We start from the raw sequence: 19,735 nt of genomic DNA, 5'->3' as shown, positions 1-19,735 counted from the left end.
CACAAATGGCACCATGGGCCTCATGAACATCATGCTTTTCCACTCGACGTACGGGCTCACGCCCGCCGTGCACGCCGCGGCCGCGCGCCTCAGGGACGCCGGCCACGAGGTGCGCGTGCCCGATCTGTTCGAGGGGCACACCTTTGACACGGTGGAAGAGGGCATGGCCCACAAGGAGGAGATCGGCAAGGAGGAGCTGCTGAAGCGCGCCGTGCTGGCCGCCGCGCCCTACTCCGACCAGGGGCTCGTCTACGCCGGTTTCTCCTTCGGCGCGGCGACCGCGCAGACCCTGGCGCTCGGCGACGCGAAGGCCCGTGGGCTGCTGCTGTTCCACGGCACCTCGGACATCGCCGAGAACGCCTCGGTGGACGAGCTGCCCGTCCAGCTGCACGTCGCGGACCCGGACCCCTTCGAGTCCCACGACTGGCTGAACAGCTGGTACCTGCAGATGCAGCGGACGGGCGCGGACGTGGAGGTCTACCGCTACCCCGGGGCCGGGCACCTGTTCACCGACCCCGATCTGCACGACTACGACCAGGCGGCCGCCGAGCAGACCTGGAAGGTCGCGCTCGGCTTCCTGGCCACCCTGTAGGAGCGCGCGGGGGCGGCCCCGGGTCCCTGGACGAGCGTTACGCCTTCAGGGCCTTGTCGACGGCCTTCGTGAATTCGTCGGCCGTCATGGGGGCGTTGTCGCTGCCCTCGGCCGTGATCTTCTTGTCGTCCATCTTCAGCGTCGGCGTGCCCTGCACCCCGCTCTTGTCGAACGACTTGGACATCTTCATCGCCCAGGCGTCGTACGTGCCGTCCTCGACGTCCTTCTGGAAAGCCTTGTTCCCCTTCAGCGCGTCGACGGAGTCCGCGACCTCGATCAGATAGCTGTCCTTGGCGAACTTGTCGTCGCTCTCCTCGGGGTGGAACTCCGCGGAGTACAGCGCGGCCTTGTACTCCATGAACGCCTCGGGGCTCACGTCCAGCGCCGCACCGAGCGCGCTCAGGGCGTTCTTGGAGCCCTCACCGTTGTCGGTGTTGTCGATGAAGGTCGCGCCGACGTACTTGACCTTGTACTTGCCGGCCTCGACGTCCTTCGAGACGGTCTCGCCGACACCCTGCTCGAACGTGGCGCAGACCGGGCAGCGCGAGTCCTCGTACAGCTCCAGGGTCTTCTTCGCGCTCGACTTGCCGACCACCACGGTGGTGCCGTCGTCGCCCGAGGTGTTCTTCGGCGCGGTGACGTTCTTCGCGTCGGCCGCCTCCTCCCAGGCGTCCGGCTTGTTCAGCTGCATCACGCCGTAGCTGATGCCGCCGACCACAGCGAGGGCGGCGACGACCGAGACCGCCACGACGAGCTGCTTGCGGGTCTTGTCCTTCTTGGCCTGCCGCTCGCGCTCGGCGCGCAGCCGCTCGCGGGCCGCTGCCTTGTTCGCCTGGGTGTTCCGCTTGCTCATGATCGTTCTCCGTGAGTGCGTGGTGCTACGTGTGTGGGGAGTGGGCGGTGTCGCCGTCCGTCGCGTCGCCGTGCCCTCAGGCAGCGGCGTACAGCGCGGGCGGCGGGCCCCTGCGACCCACACAGTGCACGAGGAAGCGGGCGGTCAGCGGCGGGTGCGGACGCCCGGCGGGCCGGGCCCGGCGGGCCGCGGACCGGACACTCGCGCGCACCACGGCGACCGCGACCAGCAGCGGCCGGAACGCCAGCAGGGCCGCCGTGCGCAGCAGCCCGGCCAGAGCCGCCTCGCCGCGCCGCAGCCAGGCCGCGGCGAGCAGCCCGACCGCCACATGGGCGGCGAGCAGCAGCCACGGCACGGCGGGCCCGGGCTGTGCGAGGAGCACCGCTGCACGGTCGCCCGCACCGGCCACATCGGCCAGCGGGGTGCCCACCGCGCCGACCCCGGCGATCCGGGCCCCGGTGGCACCGACCTCGCCGCCGCCGCACAGGACGTCGAAGCCCACCGCGCGCAGCGGGCCGGCGACCGGGCCGCCCGCCGCCCCGTAACAGAGGTGCTGACCCGTGGTGAAGAGCGTGTCGGCGGCCAGCTCCAGCGGGACCAGCAGCCCCGCGATCGACCCGAAGCCGCGCTCCCGGCCGGCCAGCGCGTACGCCACGGCGAAGACGACGGCGGTCAGCAGCGCGACCGCGGTCAGCGGCAGCGGGACCCGGGAGAGCAGCACATGGGACGCCGTGGACAGGGTGACGACGAGCGCGGTGAAGACCGCCGCGCGCGCGACCCTGAGCTGCGTCCCTGAGATGTCCATCGCCGGAAAGTGTGTCATGCGTGGAGGTAAGCGGACCTTAAAAGAGGCTGAGAGTCATCGCAGGGGGCTCCTGGGCCGTCGGGCCCCTACAGCCCCGGGATCCGGCCGTTGCGGAAGAGGTCCACGAAGATCTGGTGGTCCGCGCGGGCCCGTGCCCCGTAGCTGTGGGCGAAGTCGACCAGCAGCGGCGCGAAGCCCTCCTCGTCGGCCGCGATGGCCGCGTCGATCGCCCGCTCCGTGGAGAACGGCACCAGCGAGTGCCCGCTCTCGTCGTCGGCGGCCGCGTGCATCGTGGCCGTCGACCGGCCCAGGTCCGCGACGACCGCCGCGATCTCGTCCACCTCGTCGATGTCGGACCAGTCCAGGTCGACCGCGTACGGCGAGACCTCGGCGACCAACTGACCGGAGCCGTCCAGCTCGGTCCAGCCCAGCCACGGGTCCGCGTGCGCCTGCAGCGCGCGCTGCGAGATCACCGTGCGGTGCCCCTCGTGCTGGAAGTACTCCCGCACGGCGGCGTCCGTGATGTGCCGGGAGACCGCCGGGGTCTGCGCCTGCTTGAGGTAGATCACCACATCGTTCTCCAGGGCGTCGCTGTTGCCCTCCAGAAGGATGTTGTACGAGGGCAGCCCGGCGGATCCGATGCCGATACCCCGGCGGCCCACCACGTCCTTGACCCGGTAGGAGTCGGGGCGGGTCAGGCTCGACTCCGGCAGCGTCTCCAGATAGCCGTCGAACGCGGCCAGCACCTTGTAGCGCGTCGCGGCGTCCAGGTCGATCGCCCCGCCGCCGTCCGCGAACCGGCGCTCGAAGTCCCGGATCACCGTCATCGAGTCCAGCAGCGAGAACCGGGTGCGCGACCGGGCGGCCCGCAGCGCGCCCAGCAGCGGCCCGTCCGCGGTGTCCAGCGTGAACGGCGGCACCTCGTCGTTCTTCGCGCCCGTCGCCAGCGCGTGGATCCGCTCGCGGTAGGACGCGGCGAAGATCCGGACCAGCTCGGTGATCTGCTCGTCGGCCAGGGCCTTCGCGTAGCCGATCAGTGCCACGGAGGCGGCGAAGCGCTTCAGGTCCCAGGTGAAGGGCCCCACATACGCCTCGTCGAAGTCGTTGACGTTGAAGACGAGGCGGCCGTTGGCGTCCATGTACGTGCCGAAGTTCTCCGCGTGCAGATCGCCGTGGATCCACACCCGGCCGGTCCGCTCGTCCAGGAACGGGCCGCCGTGCCGCTCCCGCTCCAGGTCGGTGTAGAACAGGCAGGCCGTGCCCCGGTAGAAGGCGAAGGCCGAGCCCGCCATCTTGCGGAACTTGACCCGGAAGGCGGCTGGATCGGCGGCCAGCAGCTCCCCGAAGGCGGTGTCGAAAACGGCGAGAATCTGCTCCCCGCGCTGCGCTGCGCCGGTCTGCGTTTCCGACATTTCTTGCTGCCTCCTGCTGTAGCTGGCGTGTCTGGCCGAACCGGGGTCCACGTGACCGAGTGCATGACAAAACGGACACGTGTTCCGCCCTCTCCAACGCTCGGCGGTAGCCGGGAGTGCCCGTCGTTCGACTCCGTCACGTCGTAGACTTCCACGCTGTCCCCCCGTCCGTCATCGCCCGACTTCCCGGAGGCCCGACGCCGTGACCAAGCCGCCCTTCACGCACCTGCACGTTCATACCCAGTACTCGCTGCTGGACGGTGCGGCGCGGCTCAAGGACATGTTCGAGGCCTGCAACGAGATGGGCATGTCCCATATCGCGATGACCGACCACGGCAACCTCCACGGTGCCTACGACTTCTTCCACTCGGCGACCAAGGCGGGCGTCACGCCGATCATCGGCATCGAGGCGTACGTCGCCCCGGAGTCGCGCAAGCACAAGCGCAAGGTGCAGTGGGGACAGCCGCACCAGAAGCGCGACGACGTGTCCGGATCCGGTGGTTACACCCACAAGACGATCTGGGCGTCCAACAAGACCGGGCTGCACAACCTCTTCCGGCTCTCCTCCGACGCGTACGCCGAGGGCTGGCTCCAGAAGTGGCCCCGGATGGACAAGGAGACCATCTCCCAGTGGTCCGAGGGCCTCATCGCGTCCACCGGCTGCCCCTCGGGCGAGGTGCAGACCCGGCTCCGGCTCGGCCAGTTCGACGAGGCGGTCCAGGCGGCCTCCGACTACAAGGACATCTTCGGGGCGGACAAGTACTTCCTGGAGCTGATGGACCACGGCATCGAGATCGAGCGCCGGGTCCGCGACGGGCTGCTGGAGATCGGCAAGAAGCTCGACATCCCGCCGCTCGTGACGAACGACTCCCACTACACGTACGCCCACGAGGCCACCGCCCACGACGCCCTGCTCTGCATCCAGACCGGCAAGAACCTCTCGGACCCCGACCGCTTCCGCTTCGACGGCACGGGCTACTACCTCAAGACGACGGACGAGATGTACGCCGTCGACTCCTCCGACGCCTGGCAGCAGGGGTGCGCCAACACCCTCCTGGTCGCCCAGCAGATCGACACCACCGGCATGTTCGAGGCGAAGAACCTCATGCCGAAGTTCGAGATCCCGGACGGCTTCACGGAGATCACCTGGTTCCAGGAAGAGGTCCGGGTCGGCATGGGCCGCCGCTTCCCGAACGGTGTCCCCGACGACCGGCAGAAGCAGGTCGAGTACGAGATGGACATCATCATCCAGATGGGGTTCCCGGGGTACTTCCTGGTCGTCGCCGACTTCATCATGTGGGCCAAGAACAACGGCATCGCGGTCGGCCCCGGCCGAGGCTCCGCCGCCGGTTCGATCGTGGCGTACGCGATGGGCATCACCGACCTCGACCCGATCGAGCACGGGCTGATCTTCGAGCGGTTCCTCAACCCCGAGCGCGTCTCCATGCCCGACGTCGACATCGACTTCGACGAGCGTCGGCGCGTCGAGGTGATCCGGTACGTCACCGAGAAGTACGGCGCCGACAAGGTCGCCATGATCGGCACCTACGGCAAGATCAAGGCCAAGAACGCCATCAAGGACTCCGCCCGCGTGCTGGGCTACCCGTACGCGATGGGCGACCGGCTCACCAAGGCCATGCCCGCCGACGTCCTCGGCAAGGGCATCGACCTCAACGGCATCACCGACCCCAAGCACCCGCGCTACAGCGAGGCGGGCGAGATCCGGGGGATGTACGAGAGCGAACCGGACGTCAAGAAGGTCATCGACACCGCCAAGGGCGTCGAGGGCCTCGTGCGGCAGATGGGCGTGCACGCCGCCGGCGTGATCATGTCCAGCGAGCCGATCGTCGACCACGCCCCGGTCTGGGTCCGGCACACCGACGGCGTCACCATCACGCAGTGGGACTACCCGCAGTGCGAGTCGCTCGGCCTGCTGAAGATGGACTTCCTCGGCCTGCGCAACCTGACGATCATGGACGACGCCATCAAGATGGTGAAGTCCAACAAGGGCATCGACCTGGAGATGCTCTCCCTGCCGCTGGACGACCCCAAGACGTACGAACTGCTCTGCCGCGGTGACACGCTCGGCGTCTTCCAGTTCGACGGCGGGCCCATGCGCTCCCTGCTGCGCCAGATGCAGCCCGACAACTTCGAGGACATTTCCGCCGTCTCGGCCCTCTACCGGCCGGGCCCGATGGGCATGAACTCGCACACGAACTACGCGGAGCGCAAGAACGGCCGCCAGGAGATCACCCCGATCCACCCGGAGCTGGAGGAGCCCCTCAAGGAGGTCCTCGGCCTCACCTACGGCCTGATCGTCTACCAGGAGCAGGTCCAGAAGGCCGCCCAGATCGTCGCCGGGTATTCCCTGGGCGAGGCCGACATCCTGCGCCGCGTGATGGGCAAGAAGAAGCCCGAGGAGCTGGCGAAGAACTTCGTCCTCTTCGAGGCGGGCGCCAAGGAGAAGGGCTTCTCCGACGCGGCGATCAAGGCGCTGTGGGACGTCCTGGTGCCGTTCGCCGGATACGCGTTCAACAAGGCGCACTCCTCGGCGTACGGCCTGGTCACCTACTGGACCGCCTACCTCAAGGCGAACTACCCCGCCGAGTACATGGCCGCCCTGCTGACCTCGGTCAAGGACGACAAGGACAAGTCCGCGGTCTACCTCAACGAGTGCCGCCGCATGGGCATCAAGGTGCTCCCGCCCAACGTCAACGAGTCGCTGTCCAACTTCGCCGCCCAGGGCGACGACGTGATCCTCTTCGGCCTGACCGCCATCCGCAACGTCGGCCAGAACGTCGTCGACTCGATCATCCGGTCCCGCAAGGCGAAGGGGAAGTACAGCACCTTCCCCGACTTCCTGGACAAGGTCGAAGCGGTCGTCTGCAACAAGCGGACCGTGGAATCGCTCATCAAGGCCGGCGCGTTCGACGAGATGGGCCACACCCGCAAGGGCCTCGTCGCCCACCACGAGCCGATGATCGACAACGTGGTGCAGGTCAAGCGCAAGGAGGCCGAGGGACAGTTCGACCTCTTCGGCGGCATGGGCGAGGAGGAGAGCGACGAGCCGGGCTTCGGCCTCGACGTGGAGTTCTCCGACATCGAGTGGGAGAAGGCCTACCTGCTCGCCCAGGAGCGGGAGATGCTCGGCCTGTACGTCTCCGACCACCCGCTGTTCGGCCTGGAGCACGTGCTGTCCGACAAGGCCGACGCCTCGATCTCCCAGCTCATGGGCGGCGACTACAGCGACGGCTCGATCGTCACCGTCGGCGGCATCATCTCCGGGCTCCAGCGCAAGATGACCAAGCAGGGCAACGCCTGGGCCATCGCCACCGTGGAGGACCTGGCCGGCTCCATCGAGTGCATGTTCTTCCCCGCCACCTACCAGCTGGTCTCCACCCAGCTCGTCGAGGACACCGTCGTCTTCGTGAAGGGGCGCCTCGACAAGCGCGAGGACGTGCCGCGGCTGGTCGCCATGGAGATGCAGGTCCCCGACATCTCCAACGCCGGGACCAACGCACCCGTCGTCCTCACCATCCCCACGGTGAAGATCACCCCGCCGATGGTCACCCGGCTCGGCGAGGTGCTCAGCCACCACCGGGGCGACACCGAGGTACGCATCAGGCTCCAGGGCCCCCGCAAGACCACCGTGCTCCGGCTCGACCGGCACCGGGTCAAGGCCGACTCGGCCCTCTTCGGCGACCTGAAGGTGCTGCTCGGCCCGGCCTGCCTGGCCGGCTGAACCCGGGCACGACACGACGAGAGGGGCGTCCCGCCGGTGCGGGACGCCCCTCTCACATGACCGCGAGCGGCCGACGGGTCAGTTGTGGCCGAAGCGTCGCTGATGCTTGCGCGCCACGTCGGACGGGCTGCCCTGGGCCTGCGCCTGCGGCTGGTTCTGGGACTCGAACGCCGTCGACTTGGCCTGCTCCGCACTACGCTCCGACGCGGACGCGCGGTCGTGCTGGCTGCCCTGCTTGCGGTTCTTGTTCTTCGCCATGGTGAATGCCTCCTGTGGGGAATCCTGGGGGGCCAGGACCGCTGTCAGATTCACATAGCGCCGCAAACACCGCATGTTGGATCATTACCGTGCGTAGTGGTTTCCGCAGTGCGTCGTCGTTCCGCACCCTTTCCCCGTTCCTCCCCCCTTCCTTTCCGGATCCGCCACGCCGATGATCCAGTTCCGGCCGTTAACCCCTGCAAGGTCGGGCAGACTCGAAGGAAACCCTGGGTAAGCGGACCCGGTCATCGAGGAGCGGGCCGCTGAACCGTTCCCGAATTCTGGAAGAGGGTGGAACGCGTGGACCGTTGCGTCGTCCTGGTGGACGCCGGCTACTTGCTGGGCGCAGCCGCGAGTCTGCTGGCCGGAGAGCCCGCCCGTTCCCGCATCACCGTCGACCACGCGGCCCTCATCCAGGGGCTCCGCGAACGCGCCGAGGCCGACACCCAACAGCCCCTGCTGCGGATCTACTGGTTCGACGGCGCCCCCGACCGGGTGCCCCAGCCCGAGCACCGCCGCCTCCGCGTGATGCCCCGCGTGACCGTACGGCTGGGAGCCCTGACCCGCAGCGACGGACGCTGGGCGCAGAAGGGCGTCGACGCCGCCATGCACGCCGAGCTCACCGAGCTGGCCAGGAACCGGGCCTGCTCGGATGTGGTCCTGGTGACCGGCGACGGGGATCTGCTGCCCGGTCTGATGTCCGCCAAGGAACACGGGGTCGCCGTCCACCTCTGGGCCGTACAGGCCGCCGACGGCGACTACAACCAGTCCGAGGACCTGGTCGCCGAGGCCGACGAACGCCGCGTCCTCGACCGGGCCTGGATCACCAAGGCCGTCCGCGCCAAGGACACCGGCGGCAGTTGCGCCCCGCCGCCCGTCCCGCGCCCCGAGATCGCCGCGATCCTCTCCGCACCGCTGCCCGAGGCGGCCCTCGCCGCCTCCGCCGAACGCGCCTCCGAGGCGCAGGCCGCCGCAGCCCGGAGCGGCACCCCGGCCCCCGCCGAGAGCGCCCCCGCCGCCTCGTCCTCGTCGGACGCCCCGTCCGGCCCCGGGCACAAGACCGTCCCCACCCCCAAGGACCTGGCCGCGCTGCGCGCCCACGCCACCCACCCGGACCGCCAGCACCCGCCCCAGCCCGCCAACGCCACACTGCGCTGGTCCTCCGACAAAGGGTGGGTGGAGCGCGGCGGCCCCCTCGGCGAACCGGCGGAGACCGCGTCCCTGCCGACCCTCGCCCAGGTCACCAGCGCCGAACAGCGCTGGGCCGACCGGGAGGAGGACATCACCACCGTCGGCGGCGACCCCTTCGAAGTGGGCCAGGTCTTCGCCCGCCGCTGGATGGAGCGCCTCCCGGAAACCGTGCACCTCCAGAAGCTCTCCACCATGTACCCCCGCATCCCGCACCGGATCGACGGCGAACTCCTGCGGTACGCCGCCCGCTTCGGGCTCCTCGCCCACAAGGACGACCAGATCGACGAGCACGACCGCTACGCGATCCGGGCCGGGTTCTGGCGGGAGATCGACGTGCGGGCCGCCGCCGAGCACGTACCGGCGGCGGAGTAGCCACCCCGCGCCGCCCGGCGACGCGGAGTGGCCCCGGACGCGAGCCGGGGCGTGCGACCCCGTACCCTCGTACCTCGTGAGTACGGGCACAGCACAGGCGCAGAGCGACACCGGCACCGTGTGCGCGGTGCGCGATCTGGTCAAGACCTATCCCGCCGTCCGGGGCCGCCGGGGCGCCCCCGCGACGCCCGAGATCCGCGCCACGGACAGCATCAGCCTGGACGTCGAGCGCGGCGAGATCTTCGGACTGCTCGGCCCCAACGGCGCCGGCAAGTCCACCCTGGTCCGCCAGCTCACCGGACTCATGCGGCCCGACTCCGGCAGCGTCGAGGTGCTGGGCCACGACCTCGTACGCTACCCCGAGCGGGCCTCCCGGCTGATCGGCTACCTCGGGCAGGAATCCACCGCCCTCGACGAACTGACCGTATCGCTGGCCGCCGAGACCACCGGGCGGCTGCGCGGCCTCGCCGTTCGGGAAGCCCGCGCCGAGCGCGACGCCGTCCTGGAGGAGCTGGGCCTCACCGCGATCGCCGGCCGGCCCCTGAAGAAGCTCTCCGGCGGGCAGCGCCGGCTCGCCTGCTTCGCCGCCACGCTCGTCGGCGACCGGCCCGTCCTGGTCCTCGACGAACCGACCACCGGCATGGACCCGGTCGCCCGCCGCGCCGTCTGGGCCGCCGTCGACCGCCGCCGGGCGGAGCGCGGGGCCACGGTCCTGCTCGTCACCCACAACGTGATCGAGGCCGAGACCGTCCTCGACCGGGTCGCCGTCCTCGAACGCGGCCGGGTCATCGCCTGCGACACCCCCGCCGGGCTCAAGGAACAGGTCGCCGGGGAGGTGCGCGTCGAGCTCATGTGGCGCGAACGGGCCCCGCTGGACGTCCCCGAGGTGGCGGCGCTGCGGCCCTCCGCCCAGGAGTCCGGGCGGCGCTGGGTGCTGCGGCTGAGCCCCGACGAGGCGCGGGCCGCGGTCGCCGCGGTGACGGGCGGCGCCGCCTTCGCCGCGCTCGACGATTTCACCCTGGCCACGCCCAGCCTGGAAGATGTCTATCTCGCGCTCGGGGGAGACGCGGCCAATGCGACCAAGGGGCTGGTGAAGGCGTGAGGAACGCGACGGAGGCGGGGGACGTGAACGCCGCGGACGCGGCGAACGTACTCGACAGGTCGGATGAGTTGGACGGGTTTGACGTGGTGGACGTGTCTAAGGGGAGCGGCCTCAGGTGACGAGCATCATTCCGGCCAGGACCGCACCGTCGGGTGTCCGGCCCGCGCCCGGCCCCTCCGCGACGCCCCCCGCCCGTACCGTCGCCGCGCCCCTCGCGCCGCGCGCCCGGCTGCTGCCCTCGCTGGCCGCCGTCTACCGCGCCCAGCTCTCCCGGGCGCGGGTCGCCCGGATCCCGCTGCTCTTCGTGGCGACCTTCCAGTCCGTCGGGATCATGGTCCTGATGCGGGGCGTCGTGGACGGCGGCGCGGAGGCCCGCGCGGTGGTCGCGGGATCCAGCGTCCTGGTCGTCGCGTTCGTCGCGCTCAACCTGCTCGCCCAGTACTTCGGGCAGCTGCGGGCCTCCGGCGGGCTCGACCACTACGCCACGCTGCCCGTGCCGCCCGCCGCTGTGGTGCTCGGGGCAGCCGGCGCGTACGCCTCCTTCACCGTGCCCGGCACGGTCTTCACCGCGATCACCGGGAGCGTGCTGTTCCAGCTGCCGATGACCCATCTGTGGGTCCTGGTGGCCGTCGTCCCGCTCTCCGGGGCCGCCCTGGCCGGTCTCGGCGCGGCCCTCGGGCTGCTCGCCCCGCGCCCGGAGCTGGCGACCCTGCTGGGCCAGCTGGGGATGTCCGCCGCCCTGCTGCTCGGGGTGCTGCCGGCCGAACGGCTGCCTGCGCCGGTGGGGTGGGCGCGTGACCTGCTGCCCTCGACGTACGGGGTCGAGGCGCTCGCCCGGTCCTTCGACGCCCGCCCGGACTGGGGGATCATCGCGTTCTTCCTGGCGATCTGCGCGGCGGTGGGGGTTCTCTCGCTGGCCGTGGCGACCTGGGCGTACCGGCGGGCCGCCGTACGGTAGTGCCCCGGGCCGCCGGTGCGCCCACGGCCGGCGGGCGCGGGTGCGGTATCCGGTGAGGCGCCTCACAGGGTGGCCTGGCACGATGGCACGGTGACCGCACCTCTGACGCCGCCCCACCAGCCCGGCCCCCACGACCCGTGGCAGGCCCCGCCCTCGGGCTCCCACTTCGTGCCCTCCCCGGGCTCGCCGGACGACCCGGACACGGCCACGGAGGTCCGTCAGGCCGCCGCCGTCGTCGTCCTGGTCGCGCTCTCGGGCATCGCGCTCGGGCTGCTGTGGCTGTGGCTCGCGCCGCGCGTTCCGCTGGTCTCCGACGACACCGCCGTCTTCCTGAAGAACAGCGAGGGCGAGGAGGCGATCGGGGCGGACGGAACGTTCGTCCTGCTGGCCATCGGCTTCGGCATGCTCTCGGCCGCCGCCGTCTTCTGGCGGCTGCGCCGCGGGGGCGTCCTCGTGGTCGCGGGTCTTGCGCTCGGCGCGGTGCTCGCCTCGCTGGTGGCGTGGCGGACCGGCATCTGGCTGGGGCCGTCGTCCGACGTGGTGGGGCGGGCCCGGGAGGCCGGCCAGGGCGTGACCTTCGACGCTCCGCTGGAGCTGCACTCGGTGTGGGCGGCGGTGCTGGCGTGGCCGTTCGCGGCGATGGGGATCCATCTGCTGCTGACCGCGGCGTTCGGGCCGCGGGACATCGAGCCGGGCTGGGCGGGGTGGGGGCATGCGGAGTATTACGGCGGGCCGGTGCAGGGGCCCCTGGCGGGGCCGGGGCCTTCGGCGATCGAGGAGAAATAGCCTCGCCGGCGTTTGAGGCGCGGGGGCTCGGGGGCGGAGACCCCGTAAGAAGAGCTAGGCGCCCCGCGCGATCTCCGCGAACGTCGCCCCCGTCAGCTCCGCCAGATCCGTCGCCGCCAGCTCGACCTCCAGGCCGCGCCGGCCCGCCGACACGCAGATCGTCGCGTGGGCGCGCGCCGACGCGTCGAGCACCGTGCGCAGGCGCTTGCGCTGGCCCAGCGGGGAGATACCGCCGCGTACGTAGCCCGTGGTGCGTTCCGCGGCCGTCGGGTTCGCCATCGCGGCGCGCTTGCCGCCCACCGCGGCCGCCAGGGCCTTGAGGTCCAGTGAGCCGGCCACCGGGACCACCGCGACCGTCAGGTCGCCGTCCACGTCCGCCACCAGGGTCTTGAAGACCCGGTCGGGGGAGACGCCCAGGGCCTCGGCGGCCTCCTCGCCGTAGGACGGGCTCGCCGGGTCGTGGTCGTAGGCGTGGACCGTGAAGGCGGTGCCCGCCGCGGTCAGGGCGACCGTGGCGGGGGTGCCGCCCGACTGCTGCTTCTTGGCTTTCTTCGCCACCGGGGGACGGTCCTCGTCAGTTGGGGTGGGTGGGGGCCCGCGTCAGGTCCGTCGCGGGCAGCGAGGGCAGGTGCCGGATGACCGCGGTCTCCTTGCGCAGCAGCGTCAGCTCCTCGCGCAGCCGGGTGGCGGTGTCCGGGGCCTGGAGCAGGCGCTGTTTGGTGGGGACGTCCAGGACCGTGGCCGCCGCGACCAGGTACGAGATCACCGACGGGTCGTCGGGGAGGTCGGCGCCGGTCGCCAGTGAGCGTTCGCTCGCTCCGGCCAGCCGCTTCTGGTAGGCGCGGAAGGCCCGCAGGACACCCTCGGCGAGCGCTCCCGCCTCGTCGCCCTCGTCCTCACCGGGCGGCTCCTCGGCCAGGTCCTCGACCTCGGCGGTCAGATACGGGCCGCTCGCCTCGACGGACAGCAGCCTGACCCGGGTGGTGCCGGTGGCCAGGATCTCGAAGCTGCCGTCGGCGCGCTCGCGGATCGTCGCCGCGTCGGCGACGCAGCCGACCCGGTGGAAGGTCTGGATCGGGTCGGGGCCGAAGCCCTCAGCCGGGGCGCGCTCGGCGGGAGGGGCCGCCGCGACGGTGTCCGGCATGCCGGTGGCCGTCGGGGCGATCTCGCGGCCGTCGCGGATCGCGACCACGACGAAGCGGCGAGGTTCGTCCTCGTCGCTCTTCAGCAGCTCCCGCATCATGGCGCGATATCGCTCTTCGAAGACGTTGAGCGGCAGCACCAGGCCGGGGAACAGCACCGCGTTGAGCGGGAAAAGGGGAAGGCGGGCGGTGGTCACAACGCTCAAGCGTAATGGCCCCGGGAGCGGCCGTGGTCGGCCCGGCCGCGCAACGGGGTCAGGGAGGCCGCCTGGAGCCGTGCGCCGTCCCGCGCGTCCAGGAACCGGCCGAGCGCGTCCTCGGACACCGACGACCACGGGAACGACGTCGCGTACGGGCCGATCGCGTTGAACTGGTGCAGCGCCTCCGCCCAGCGGCCCCGGGCGAGCAGGACGTACGCGAGGAGATTGCGGACCTCGGCCGGCCACGGGTCGCCGGGCCGGTAGGCGGCGGAGAGCCTGATCGCCGCGTCGGCCGCCGCGTCGATCCGCTCCTCCAGTACGGAGGTGGTCCGGCCCGCCGCCTGGGTGTCCAGGAGCAGCGCGAAGGCCGCCCGGACCGGCAGGGCCTGCACCAGGGAGTCGGGCCGCGCGTCCTCGGCGGCCCGCTCGGCGAAGTCGAAGCACTCGCGGTGCGAGCCGTACCAGGCGGCGGAGAGGTAGCGCAGGGCCGCCACATGGCAGCCGTAGTGGTGCGCGGAGCGCCGTACGGCCTGTTCCCACAGCGACTCGAAGGCGGTGTGCGTGGCGTGGGTGCCGCGTGCGTGGTCCAGGGCGAGCCGCCACGGCACGGGGTCGCGCGGGTCCGCGTCGGCGGCGGCGGTGATCAGCGGGCCGACCTCGCGGAGCCGTTCCGCGCGGGCGGGCGACTCCCAGGCCCGGCGGACCGACAGCTCCGCCTTGACCAGCAGCGCGTCCGGGTCGCGCGGGGCGGCGGCCAGCCACGCGTCCAGCCAGCCGTCCCGGCTGCGGGCGAAGGTGACGAGCCGGCCGAGGTAGCGGTCCCGGTTCTCCCAGTCGGCGGCGTCCCGGGTGGTGGCGAGCAGCTTGGCGGCCGGTTCGGGGTCCCCCAGAGCAGCGGCGACCAGCGCGGGAGAGAGCCGCTCGTCGGGGGCGTCGAGCAGCACCGCGTCATCCGCGGACAGTCCGGCGGACAGCGGAGGGCTGTGCCGGATCATGCGCGCGGTACTGAGCAGAGCGCGAAGGAAGGCCATGGTGCAGACCATTGAAAAGCCCTGGTGAGGGCCGCGCCAGAGGTGTGCTGTGAAGCTTCTGTGCCGAGTGAAGGGGTTGTATCGGACCGGGTCAAGAAAGGGCAAAAGAAATGCCCTCCGATGGCTTGATTGCATCCACTTGTGGAGCTCGTCCGTCCCGGTGGTCCCCGGGCGCGGACGGCCGGGGACGCGGTCCCGGCCGCCGTGATCGCCCGAGCGTGACCCCTCCGGTCCGGCCCCGCCCGGTGGCTCACGACGCTCCTGGAATCAGCCCCTGCGCAGCATCCGCGACGCCCCCGCCGCCACCGTGGTGGCCAGAACCCATCCCACCAGAACCAGACCGGCCGCGGCCCACTGCCAGGCGCCCTCCATCCGCCAGTAGCCGTCCTGCCCGAGGTTGATCACCGGGATCAGCAGATCCAGCGCGTACAGCGCGGGATTCCACAGCGGGGACTCGTCGTCCTTGACCGCGGGCGGGGTGTGCTGCGCGAAGGCCGCCGTGCCCGCCGCCCACAGCACCGCCATCCACACCGCCGCCCGTCCCGGCCGGTAGCCGTACGCCACCGTCCAGTCCTGGAGGTACCCCCAGGCCTTCGCGGCGGGCGGCAGCGTCTCGCGGCGGCGGCGCTGCTTGGCCAGCAGCACCTCGCGCGCGTCCGCGTCCTCGCCGCAGCTGCGCATCACCGTGGCGAGGCGCTCGTACGGCTCGGGGACGTACTCCGGCGTCGCGGCCTGCACCCACTCCAGCCGACGGGAGAGCGGGAAGTGGCCGTAGGGGACGAGGTTCTCGTAGACGAAGCCGCCCATCGCGAGGCCGCCGGGGCCCGGCCAGCTCGTCGACAGGTCGATCAGCGTCACCACCTTCGCGCCGTTCAGGACGACCCGGCCCTCCTCCGGGCGCTCCGCGTTGAACCGCAGCTCCGGCGTCACGATCCGGCGCAGCGACAGCTCCTCCTGCCGGGTCATCGTGAACCGGGCCTTGTGCAGGTCCACCGCGTCCCCGAACCGCCCGTCGTCCAGCCGCACCCCGCCCCGGCACTCGAAGATCTGCGAACGGGTGCCGCGCGCCGGGGTCGGGGCGTAGACCACGCCGTACGGGGGAGTGGTGCCCTGGTTCCCCGTGTCGACGCTCACCCACGCCTCGGTCATGTAGAGCGTGCGCTCCACCGTCAGCTGCGGGGCGTTCAGCGCGCGACGACCCTCCGCGGCGCGCAGCCGGCTGCCGCGCAGACTCAGCGAACCGCCCACCTTCGTCCCGCGCAGGCTCAGCTCGCCGAGCGTCTCGATCATCTCGGCCTGGAGGTCCTGCGCGACCGACATGCCGTCCCCGACGACGGCCCGCCCGTGCCGGTCCGGGCCGACGCTGAGCTGGTTGATCAGCAGGTCCGTGCCGATCTGGGCGTCGGTCAGCCGGATCCCCCGGTCGATCCGGCAGCGCGGCAGATGCAGATCGCCCTCCGTGTGCAGCCGCGCCGCCTCCAGCCGGGGCAGCGCGCAGCCCACCAGCCGTAACGTCGTGAAATGGCACTCCGGGAGCACCACCTCCTGCTCGAAGCGGCAGCCCGTCAGCTCCACGTACGGAGCCACCCGGCCGCCCGCCAGATCCAGCTTTCCGGTGATCCGCACCCCCCGGAGCTTCAGTGCCGCCACCCGGCCCGGCCGGGCGGGCGGGCCGCTCAGCAGCAGCCGCGCCACCGTGCGCGCGCCGACGCTCCGCTCGGGCCCCCACGTCTGCGGGGCGAACGGGTCGTTGCGGGTCGTGTCGTAGCTGCGTAAGTCGTAGGTGGTCCCGTTGCGGAAGGACTGCCACATGCCCAGCTCCGCTGCGCTGAGGCCGTCCGGGATATCGCCTTCGTGCGGCTCGGTCACGGCCGCTCCCTCCGTGCACACATGCTGTAGTGCTGTTATTCCCTCTGTGTGACGCCACGAAAGCTAGCGGTCAGCAGTGACAGCCGGACATGGCCGAGACGCGTATCGGCCAGTGGTACGGGCGATCGGTATCAGCCAGTGATACGGGCGGCCGGACGCTCGGACCGGTCTGCGAGAATTGCCGTGTGATCTCTCGAATCGATCTGCGCGGTGACGTCCTCCCCGAGGGTGCCGCCCTGCGCGACCTGCTGCCCCGTGCCGAGTTCGACGTGGAAGCCGCCCTGGAGACGGTGCGGCCCATCTGCGAGGACGTGCGCCATCGTGGCTCCGCGGCAGTGATCGACTGGGGGGAGAAACTGGACGGTGTCCGGATCGACTCGGTCCGGGTGCCCGCCGAGGCCCTGACCCGGGCCCTGGAGGAGCTGGATCCGGCCGTCCGGGCAGCGCTCGAGGAGTCGATCCGCCGCGCCCGCCTCGTCCACCGCGAGCAGCGCCGCACCACGCACACCACCCAGGTCGTCCCCGGCGGCACCGTCACCGAGAAGTGGGTGCCCGTCGAGCGCGTCGGGCTCTACGTCCCCGGCGGCCGCTCGGTCTACCCCTCCTCCGTCGTGATGAACGTCGTCCCGGCCCAGGAGGCGGGCGTCGAGGGCGTCGCCGTCGCCTCCCCGCCCCAGAAGGACTTCGGCGGACTGCCGCACCCCACGATCCTCGCCGCCTGCGCCCTGCTCGGCGTCGACGAGGTGTACGCCGCCGGCGGCTCCCAGGCCGTCGCGATGTTCGCGTACGGCACCGAGGACTGCCTCCCGGTCAACCTGGTCACCGGCCCCGGCAACATCTACGTCGCCGCCGCCAAGCGCCTCCTCAAGGGCCGGATCGGCATCGACGCCGAGGCCGGGCCCACCGAGATCGCGATCCTCGCCGACGCCACCGCCGACCCGGCGCACGTGGCCGCCGACCTGATCAGCCAGGCCGAGCACGACCCGATGGCCGCCGCCGTCCTGGTCACCGACTCCCCGGAGCTGGCCGCCGCGACCGAGGCCGAGCTGGCCCCGCAGGTCGCCGCCTCCAAGCACATCAAGGACCGCATCGAGCCCGCGCTCGCCGGCCGCCAGTCCGCGATCGTCCTGGTCACCTCCATCGAGGACGGCCTCAAGGTCGTCGACGCGTACGGCGCCGAGCACCTGGAGATCCAGACCGCCGACGCCGCCGCCGTCGCCGACCGGGTCCGCAACGCCGGAGCGATCTTCGTCGGCCCCTGGTCCCCGGTCTCGCTCGGCGACTACTGCGCCGGCTCCAACCACGTCCTGCCCACCGGCGGCTGCGCCTGCCACTCCTCGGGCCTGTCCGTGCAGTCCTTCCTGCGCGGCATCCACATCGTCGACTACACCCGCGACGCGCTCGCCGAGGTCACCCACCATGTCGTGACCCTCGCCGAGGCGGAGGACCTCCCCGCCCACGGCGCCGCCCTCAAGGCACGTTTTGCCGAAGGCGAACTCGACGAACACAGTGGCTGGAAGGTTCCGCAGCAGTGACGTACGACAGCACCACCCCCCGCAACCCCTGGGACGAGCTCCCCATCCGCGACGAACTGCGCGGCCAGTCCCCGTACGGAGCCCCCCAGCTCGACGTCCCCGTACGGCTCAACACCAACGAGAATCCGTATCCGCTCCCCGAAGCGCTGGTCGACCGGATCGCCGAGCGGGTCCGCGAGGCCGCCCGCGGGCTCAACCGCTACCCCGACCGGGACGCCGTCGAGCTCCGCACCGAGCTGGCCCGCTACCTCACCCGCACCGCCGGGCACGCGGTGACGGCGGCCCACGTGTGGGCGGCCAACGGCTCCAACGAGGTCCTCCAGCAGTTGCTCCAGACCTTCGGCGGGCCCGGGCGCACCGCGATCGGCTTCGAACCCTCGTACTCCATGCACGCCCTGATCTCCCGGTCCACCGGCACCGGCTGGATCTCCGGCCCGCGCAACGACGACTTCACCATCGACGTGGACGCCGCCCGCGCCGCCATCGCCGAGCACCGCCCCGAGGTCGTCTTCATCACCTCGCCCAACAACCCCACCGGCACGGCGGTGAACGCCGAGACCGTCCTCGCCCTGTACGACGCCGCGCAGGCCGCCGGGCCCTCGATCGTCGTCGTCGACGAGGCGTACGGCGAGTTCAGCCACCACGCATCGCTGCTCCCGCTGATCGAGGGCCGCCGCAACCTGATCGTCTCGCGGACCATGTCCAAGGCGTTCGGCGCGGCCGGGCTCCGCCTGGGCTACCTGGCCGCCGACCCGGCCGTCGTCGGCGCGGTCCAGCTGGTGCGGCTGCCGTACCACCTGTCCTCCGTCACCCAGGCCACCGCGCTCGCCGCCCTGGAGCACACCGATACGCTGCTGGGATACGTCGCGCAGCTCAAGAGCGAGCGCGACCGGCTGGTGGCCGAGCTGCGCGCCACCGGCTACGAGGTCACCGACTCGGACGCCAACTTCGTCCAGTTCGGCCGCTTCGACGACAGCCACGCCGTCTGGCAGCAGATCCTCGACCGGGGCGTCCTGGTCCGGGACAACGGCGTACCGGGATGGCTGCGGGTCACCGCGGGCACCCCGGCAGAGAACGACGCGTTCCTCGATGCGGTACGCGAACTGAAGAAGGAGCACGACGCATGAGCCCCCGCGTAGGCCGCGTGGAACGCACCACGAAGGAAACGTCCGTGCTCGTCGAGATCAACCTCGACGGCACCGGAAAGGTCGATGTCGCCACCGGGGTCGGCTTCTACGACCACATGCTCGACCAGCTCGGCCGCCACGGTCTCTTCGACCTCACGGTCAAGACCGAGGGCGACCTGCACATCGACAGCCACCACACCATCGAGGACACCGCGCTCGCGCTCGGCGCCGCCTTCAAGCAGGCCCTCGGCGACAAGGTCGGCATCTACCGCTTCGGCAACTGCACCGTCCCGCTGGACGAGTCGCTCGCCCAGGTCACCGTCGACCTCTCCGGCCGCCCCTACCTCGTGCACACCGAGCCCGAGAAGATGGCGCCGATGATCGGCGAGTACGACACGACGATGACCCGGCACATCCTGGAGTCCTTCGTCGCCCAGGCGCAGATCGCCCTGCACGTCCACGTGCCGTACGGGCGCAACGCCCACCACATCGTCGAGTGCCAGTTCAAGGCGCTGGCCCGCGCCCTGCGGTACGCCGCCGAGCACGACCCGCGCGCCGCCGGCATCCTGCCCTCCACGAAGGGCGCCCTGTGACCGGCCTCAACACCATCCTGATCGTCGTCGGCCTCTTCCTGGCCGGCGGCGTCTACTCCTTCGCGAAGCAGGGGATGCCCAAGGGCGTCATCGTGCTGCTGTCGATCGGCTCCGTGATGTGCCTGGTGGCGGGCATCCTGCGGATCCAGGGCCTGTGGGACTGAGGA

The 19,735-nt window shown here is 71.4% G+C and carries 18 protein-coding genes; 10 read left to right on the top strand and 8 right to left on the bottom strand.

Annotation, left to right across the window (positions count from 1 at the left end; all coding sequences use genetic code 11):
* Positions 1-13: 13 nt before the first annotated feature.
* Positions 14-592, top strand: coding sequence for a dienelactone hydrolase family protein (locus tag ACIQPT_RS18295; RefSeq protein ID WP_401156901.1), 579 nt, complete (start codon positions 14-16; stop codon positions 590-592).
* Between the two features lie 37 nt (positions 593-629).
* Here the strand turns inward: ACIQPT_RS18295 and ACIQPT_RS18290 are convergent, their stop codons facing one another.
* The 3 genes from ACIQPT_RS18290 to ACIQPT_RS18280 all read right to left on the bottom strand — a co-directional run bounded on the left by ACIQPT_RS18290 (position 630) and on the right by ACIQPT_RS18280 (position 3,662).
* Positions 630-1,445: a DsbA family protein gene (locus ACIQPT_RS18290; protein WP_401156900.1), complete on the bottom strand. Its 816-nt coding sequence runs from the start codon at positions 1,443-1,445 to the stop codon at positions 630-632.
* Between the two features lie 76 nt (positions 1,446-1,521).
* Positions 1,522-2,250 carry a hypothetical protein gene (locus tag ACIQPT_RS18285; protein WP_401156899.1) on the bottom strand — a complete coding sequence of 243 codons (729 nt, stop codon included), beginning with the start codon at positions 2,248-2,250 and terminating at the stop codon, positions 1,522-1,524.
* 86 nt (positions 2,251-2,336) lie between these two features.
* Positions 2,337-3,662, bottom strand: coding sequence for a DUF2252 domain-containing protein (locus ACIQPT_RS18280; RefSeq protein WP_401156898.1), 1,326 nt, complete (start codon positions 3,660-3,662; stop codon positions 2,337-2,339).
* 202 nt (positions 3,663-3,864) lie between these two features.
* On the opposite strand from ACIQPT_RS18280, the gene dnaE reads away from it, so the two are divergent.
* Positions 3,865-7,404 (top strand): DNA polymerase III subunit alpha, encoded by a 3,540-nt coding sequence (gene dnaE / locus ACIQPT_RS18275; RefSeq protein ID WP_401156897.1) that lies wholly within the window; start codon positions 3,865-3,867, stop codon positions 7,402-7,404.
* Between the two features lie 78 nt (positions 7,405-7,482).
* Here dnaE and ACIQPT_RS18270 read toward each other — a convergent pair whose 3' ends face one another.
* On the bottom strand, positions 7,483-7,662 hold the full coding sequence (locus ACIQPT_RS18270; protein WP_010057923.1) for a hypothetical protein: 180 nt from the start codon (positions 7,660-7,662) through the stop codon (positions 7,483-7,485).
* 291 nt (positions 7,663-7,953) lie between these two features.
* Between ACIQPT_RS18270 and ACIQPT_RS18265 the strand changes: the two genes are divergently transcribed.
* The 4 genes from ACIQPT_RS18265 (at position 7,954) to ACIQPT_RS18250 (ending at position 12,071) form a co-directional block, all read left to right on the top strand.
* Positions 7,954-9,225, top strand: a complete 1,272-nt coding sequence (locus ACIQPT_RS18265) for an NYN domain-containing protein (RefSeq protein ID WP_401156896.1) — start codon at positions 7,954-7,956, stop codon at positions 9,223-9,225.
* Positions 9,226-9,343: 118 nt separating this feature from the next.
* Entirely contained in the window at positions 9,344-10,327 is a 984-nt protein-coding gene (locus ACIQPT_RS18260; RefSeq protein ID WP_401156949.1) for an ABC transporter ATP-binding protein, read from the top strand.
* Between the two features lie 115 nt (positions 10,328-10,442).
* Positions 10,443-11,285, top strand: a complete 843-nt coding sequence (locus ACIQPT_RS18255; protein WP_401156895.1) for an ABC transporter permease — start codon at positions 10,443-10,445, stop codon at positions 11,283-11,285.
* Positions 11,286-11,354: 69 nt separating this feature from the next.
* Entirely contained in the window at positions 11,355-12,071 is a 717-nt protein-coding gene (locus tag ACIQPT_RS18250; RefSeq protein ID WP_401156894.1) for an ABC transporter permease, read from the top strand.
* A gap of 54 nt (positions 12,072-12,125) precedes the next feature.
* Here ACIQPT_RS18250 and ybaK read toward each other — a convergent pair whose 3' ends face one another.
* The 4 genes from ybaK to ACIQPT_RS18230 all read right to left on the bottom strand — a co-directional run bounded on the left by ybaK (position 12,126) and on the right by ACIQPT_RS18230 (position 16,313).
* Complete coding sequence (gene ybaK / locus ACIQPT_RS18245) at positions 12,126-12,629, bottom strand: Cys-tRNA(Pro) deacylase (RefSeq protein ID WP_401156893.1); 504 nt, start codon at positions 12,627-12,629, stop codon at positions 12,126-12,128.
* Between the two features lie 16 nt (positions 12,630-12,645).
* Positions 12,646-13,410, bottom strand: coding sequence for an LON peptidase substrate-binding domain-containing protein (locus ACIQPT_RS18240; RefSeq protein ID WP_401156892.1), 765 nt, complete (start codon positions 13,408-13,410; stop codon positions 12,646-12,648).
* A gap of 5 nt (positions 13,411-13,415) precedes the next feature.
* The gene (locus tag ACIQPT_RS18235; protein WP_401156891.1) at positions 13,416-14,456 is read right to left on the bottom strand and encodes a hypothetical protein; all 1,041 of its coding nucleotides are present in this window, start codon (positions 14,454-14,456) and stop codon (positions 13,416-13,418) included.
* A 255-nt stretch (positions 14,457-14,711) separates the two neighbouring features.
* The gene (locus ACIQPT_RS18230) at positions 14,712-16,313 is read right to left on the bottom strand and encodes an oxidoreductase (protein ID WP_401156890.1); all 1,602 of its coding nucleotides are present in this window, start codon (positions 16,311-16,313) and stop codon (positions 14,712-14,714) included.
* 185 nt (positions 16,314-16,498) lie between these two features.
* On the opposite strand from ACIQPT_RS18230, the gene hisD reads away from it, so the two are divergent.
* The 4 genes from hisD to ACIQPT_RS18210 are packed head-to-tail and all read left to right on the top strand — an operon-like array spanning position 16,499 to position 19,732.
* The gene (gene hisD, locus ACIQPT_RS18225; protein WP_401156889.1) at positions 16,499-17,848 is read left to right on the top strand and encodes a histidinol dehydrogenase; all 1,350 of its coding nucleotides are present in this window, start codon (positions 16,499-16,501) and stop codon (positions 17,846-17,848) included.
* Positions 17,845-18,975 carry a histidinol-phosphate transaminase gene (locus tag ACIQPT_RS18220; protein WP_401156888.1) on the top strand — a complete coding sequence of 377 codons (1,131 nt, stop codon included), beginning with the start codon at positions 17,845-17,847 and terminating at the stop codon, positions 18,973-18,975. Before hisD ends, ACIQPT_RS18220 begins: the two co-directional genes overlap by 4 nt.
* A complete protein-coding gene (hisB, locus tag ACIQPT_RS18215; protein WP_031122041.1) occupies positions 18,972-19,568 on the top strand; it encodes an imidazoleglycerol-phosphate dehydratase HisB in 597 nt (198 codons plus the stop codon). Before ACIQPT_RS18220 ends, hisB begins: the two co-directional genes overlap by 4 nt.
* Positions 19,565-19,732: a hypothetical protein gene (locus ACIQPT_RS18210; RefSeq protein WP_003969742.1), complete on the top strand. Its 168-nt coding sequence runs from the start codon at positions 19,565-19,567 to the stop codon at positions 19,730-19,732. Before hisB ends, ACIQPT_RS18210 begins: the two co-directional genes overlap by 4 nt.
* Positions 19,733-19,735: the final 3 nt, after the last annotated feature.

It is taken from the genome of Streptomyces sp. NPDC091289 (assembly GCF_044757365.1).
GTDB lineage: Bacteria > Actinomycetota > Actinomycetes > Streptomycetales > Streptomycetaceae > Streptomyces.
Note: the sequence above shows the minus strand (reverse complement) of the source record. Positions and strands in the feature narration are given on the sequence as shown.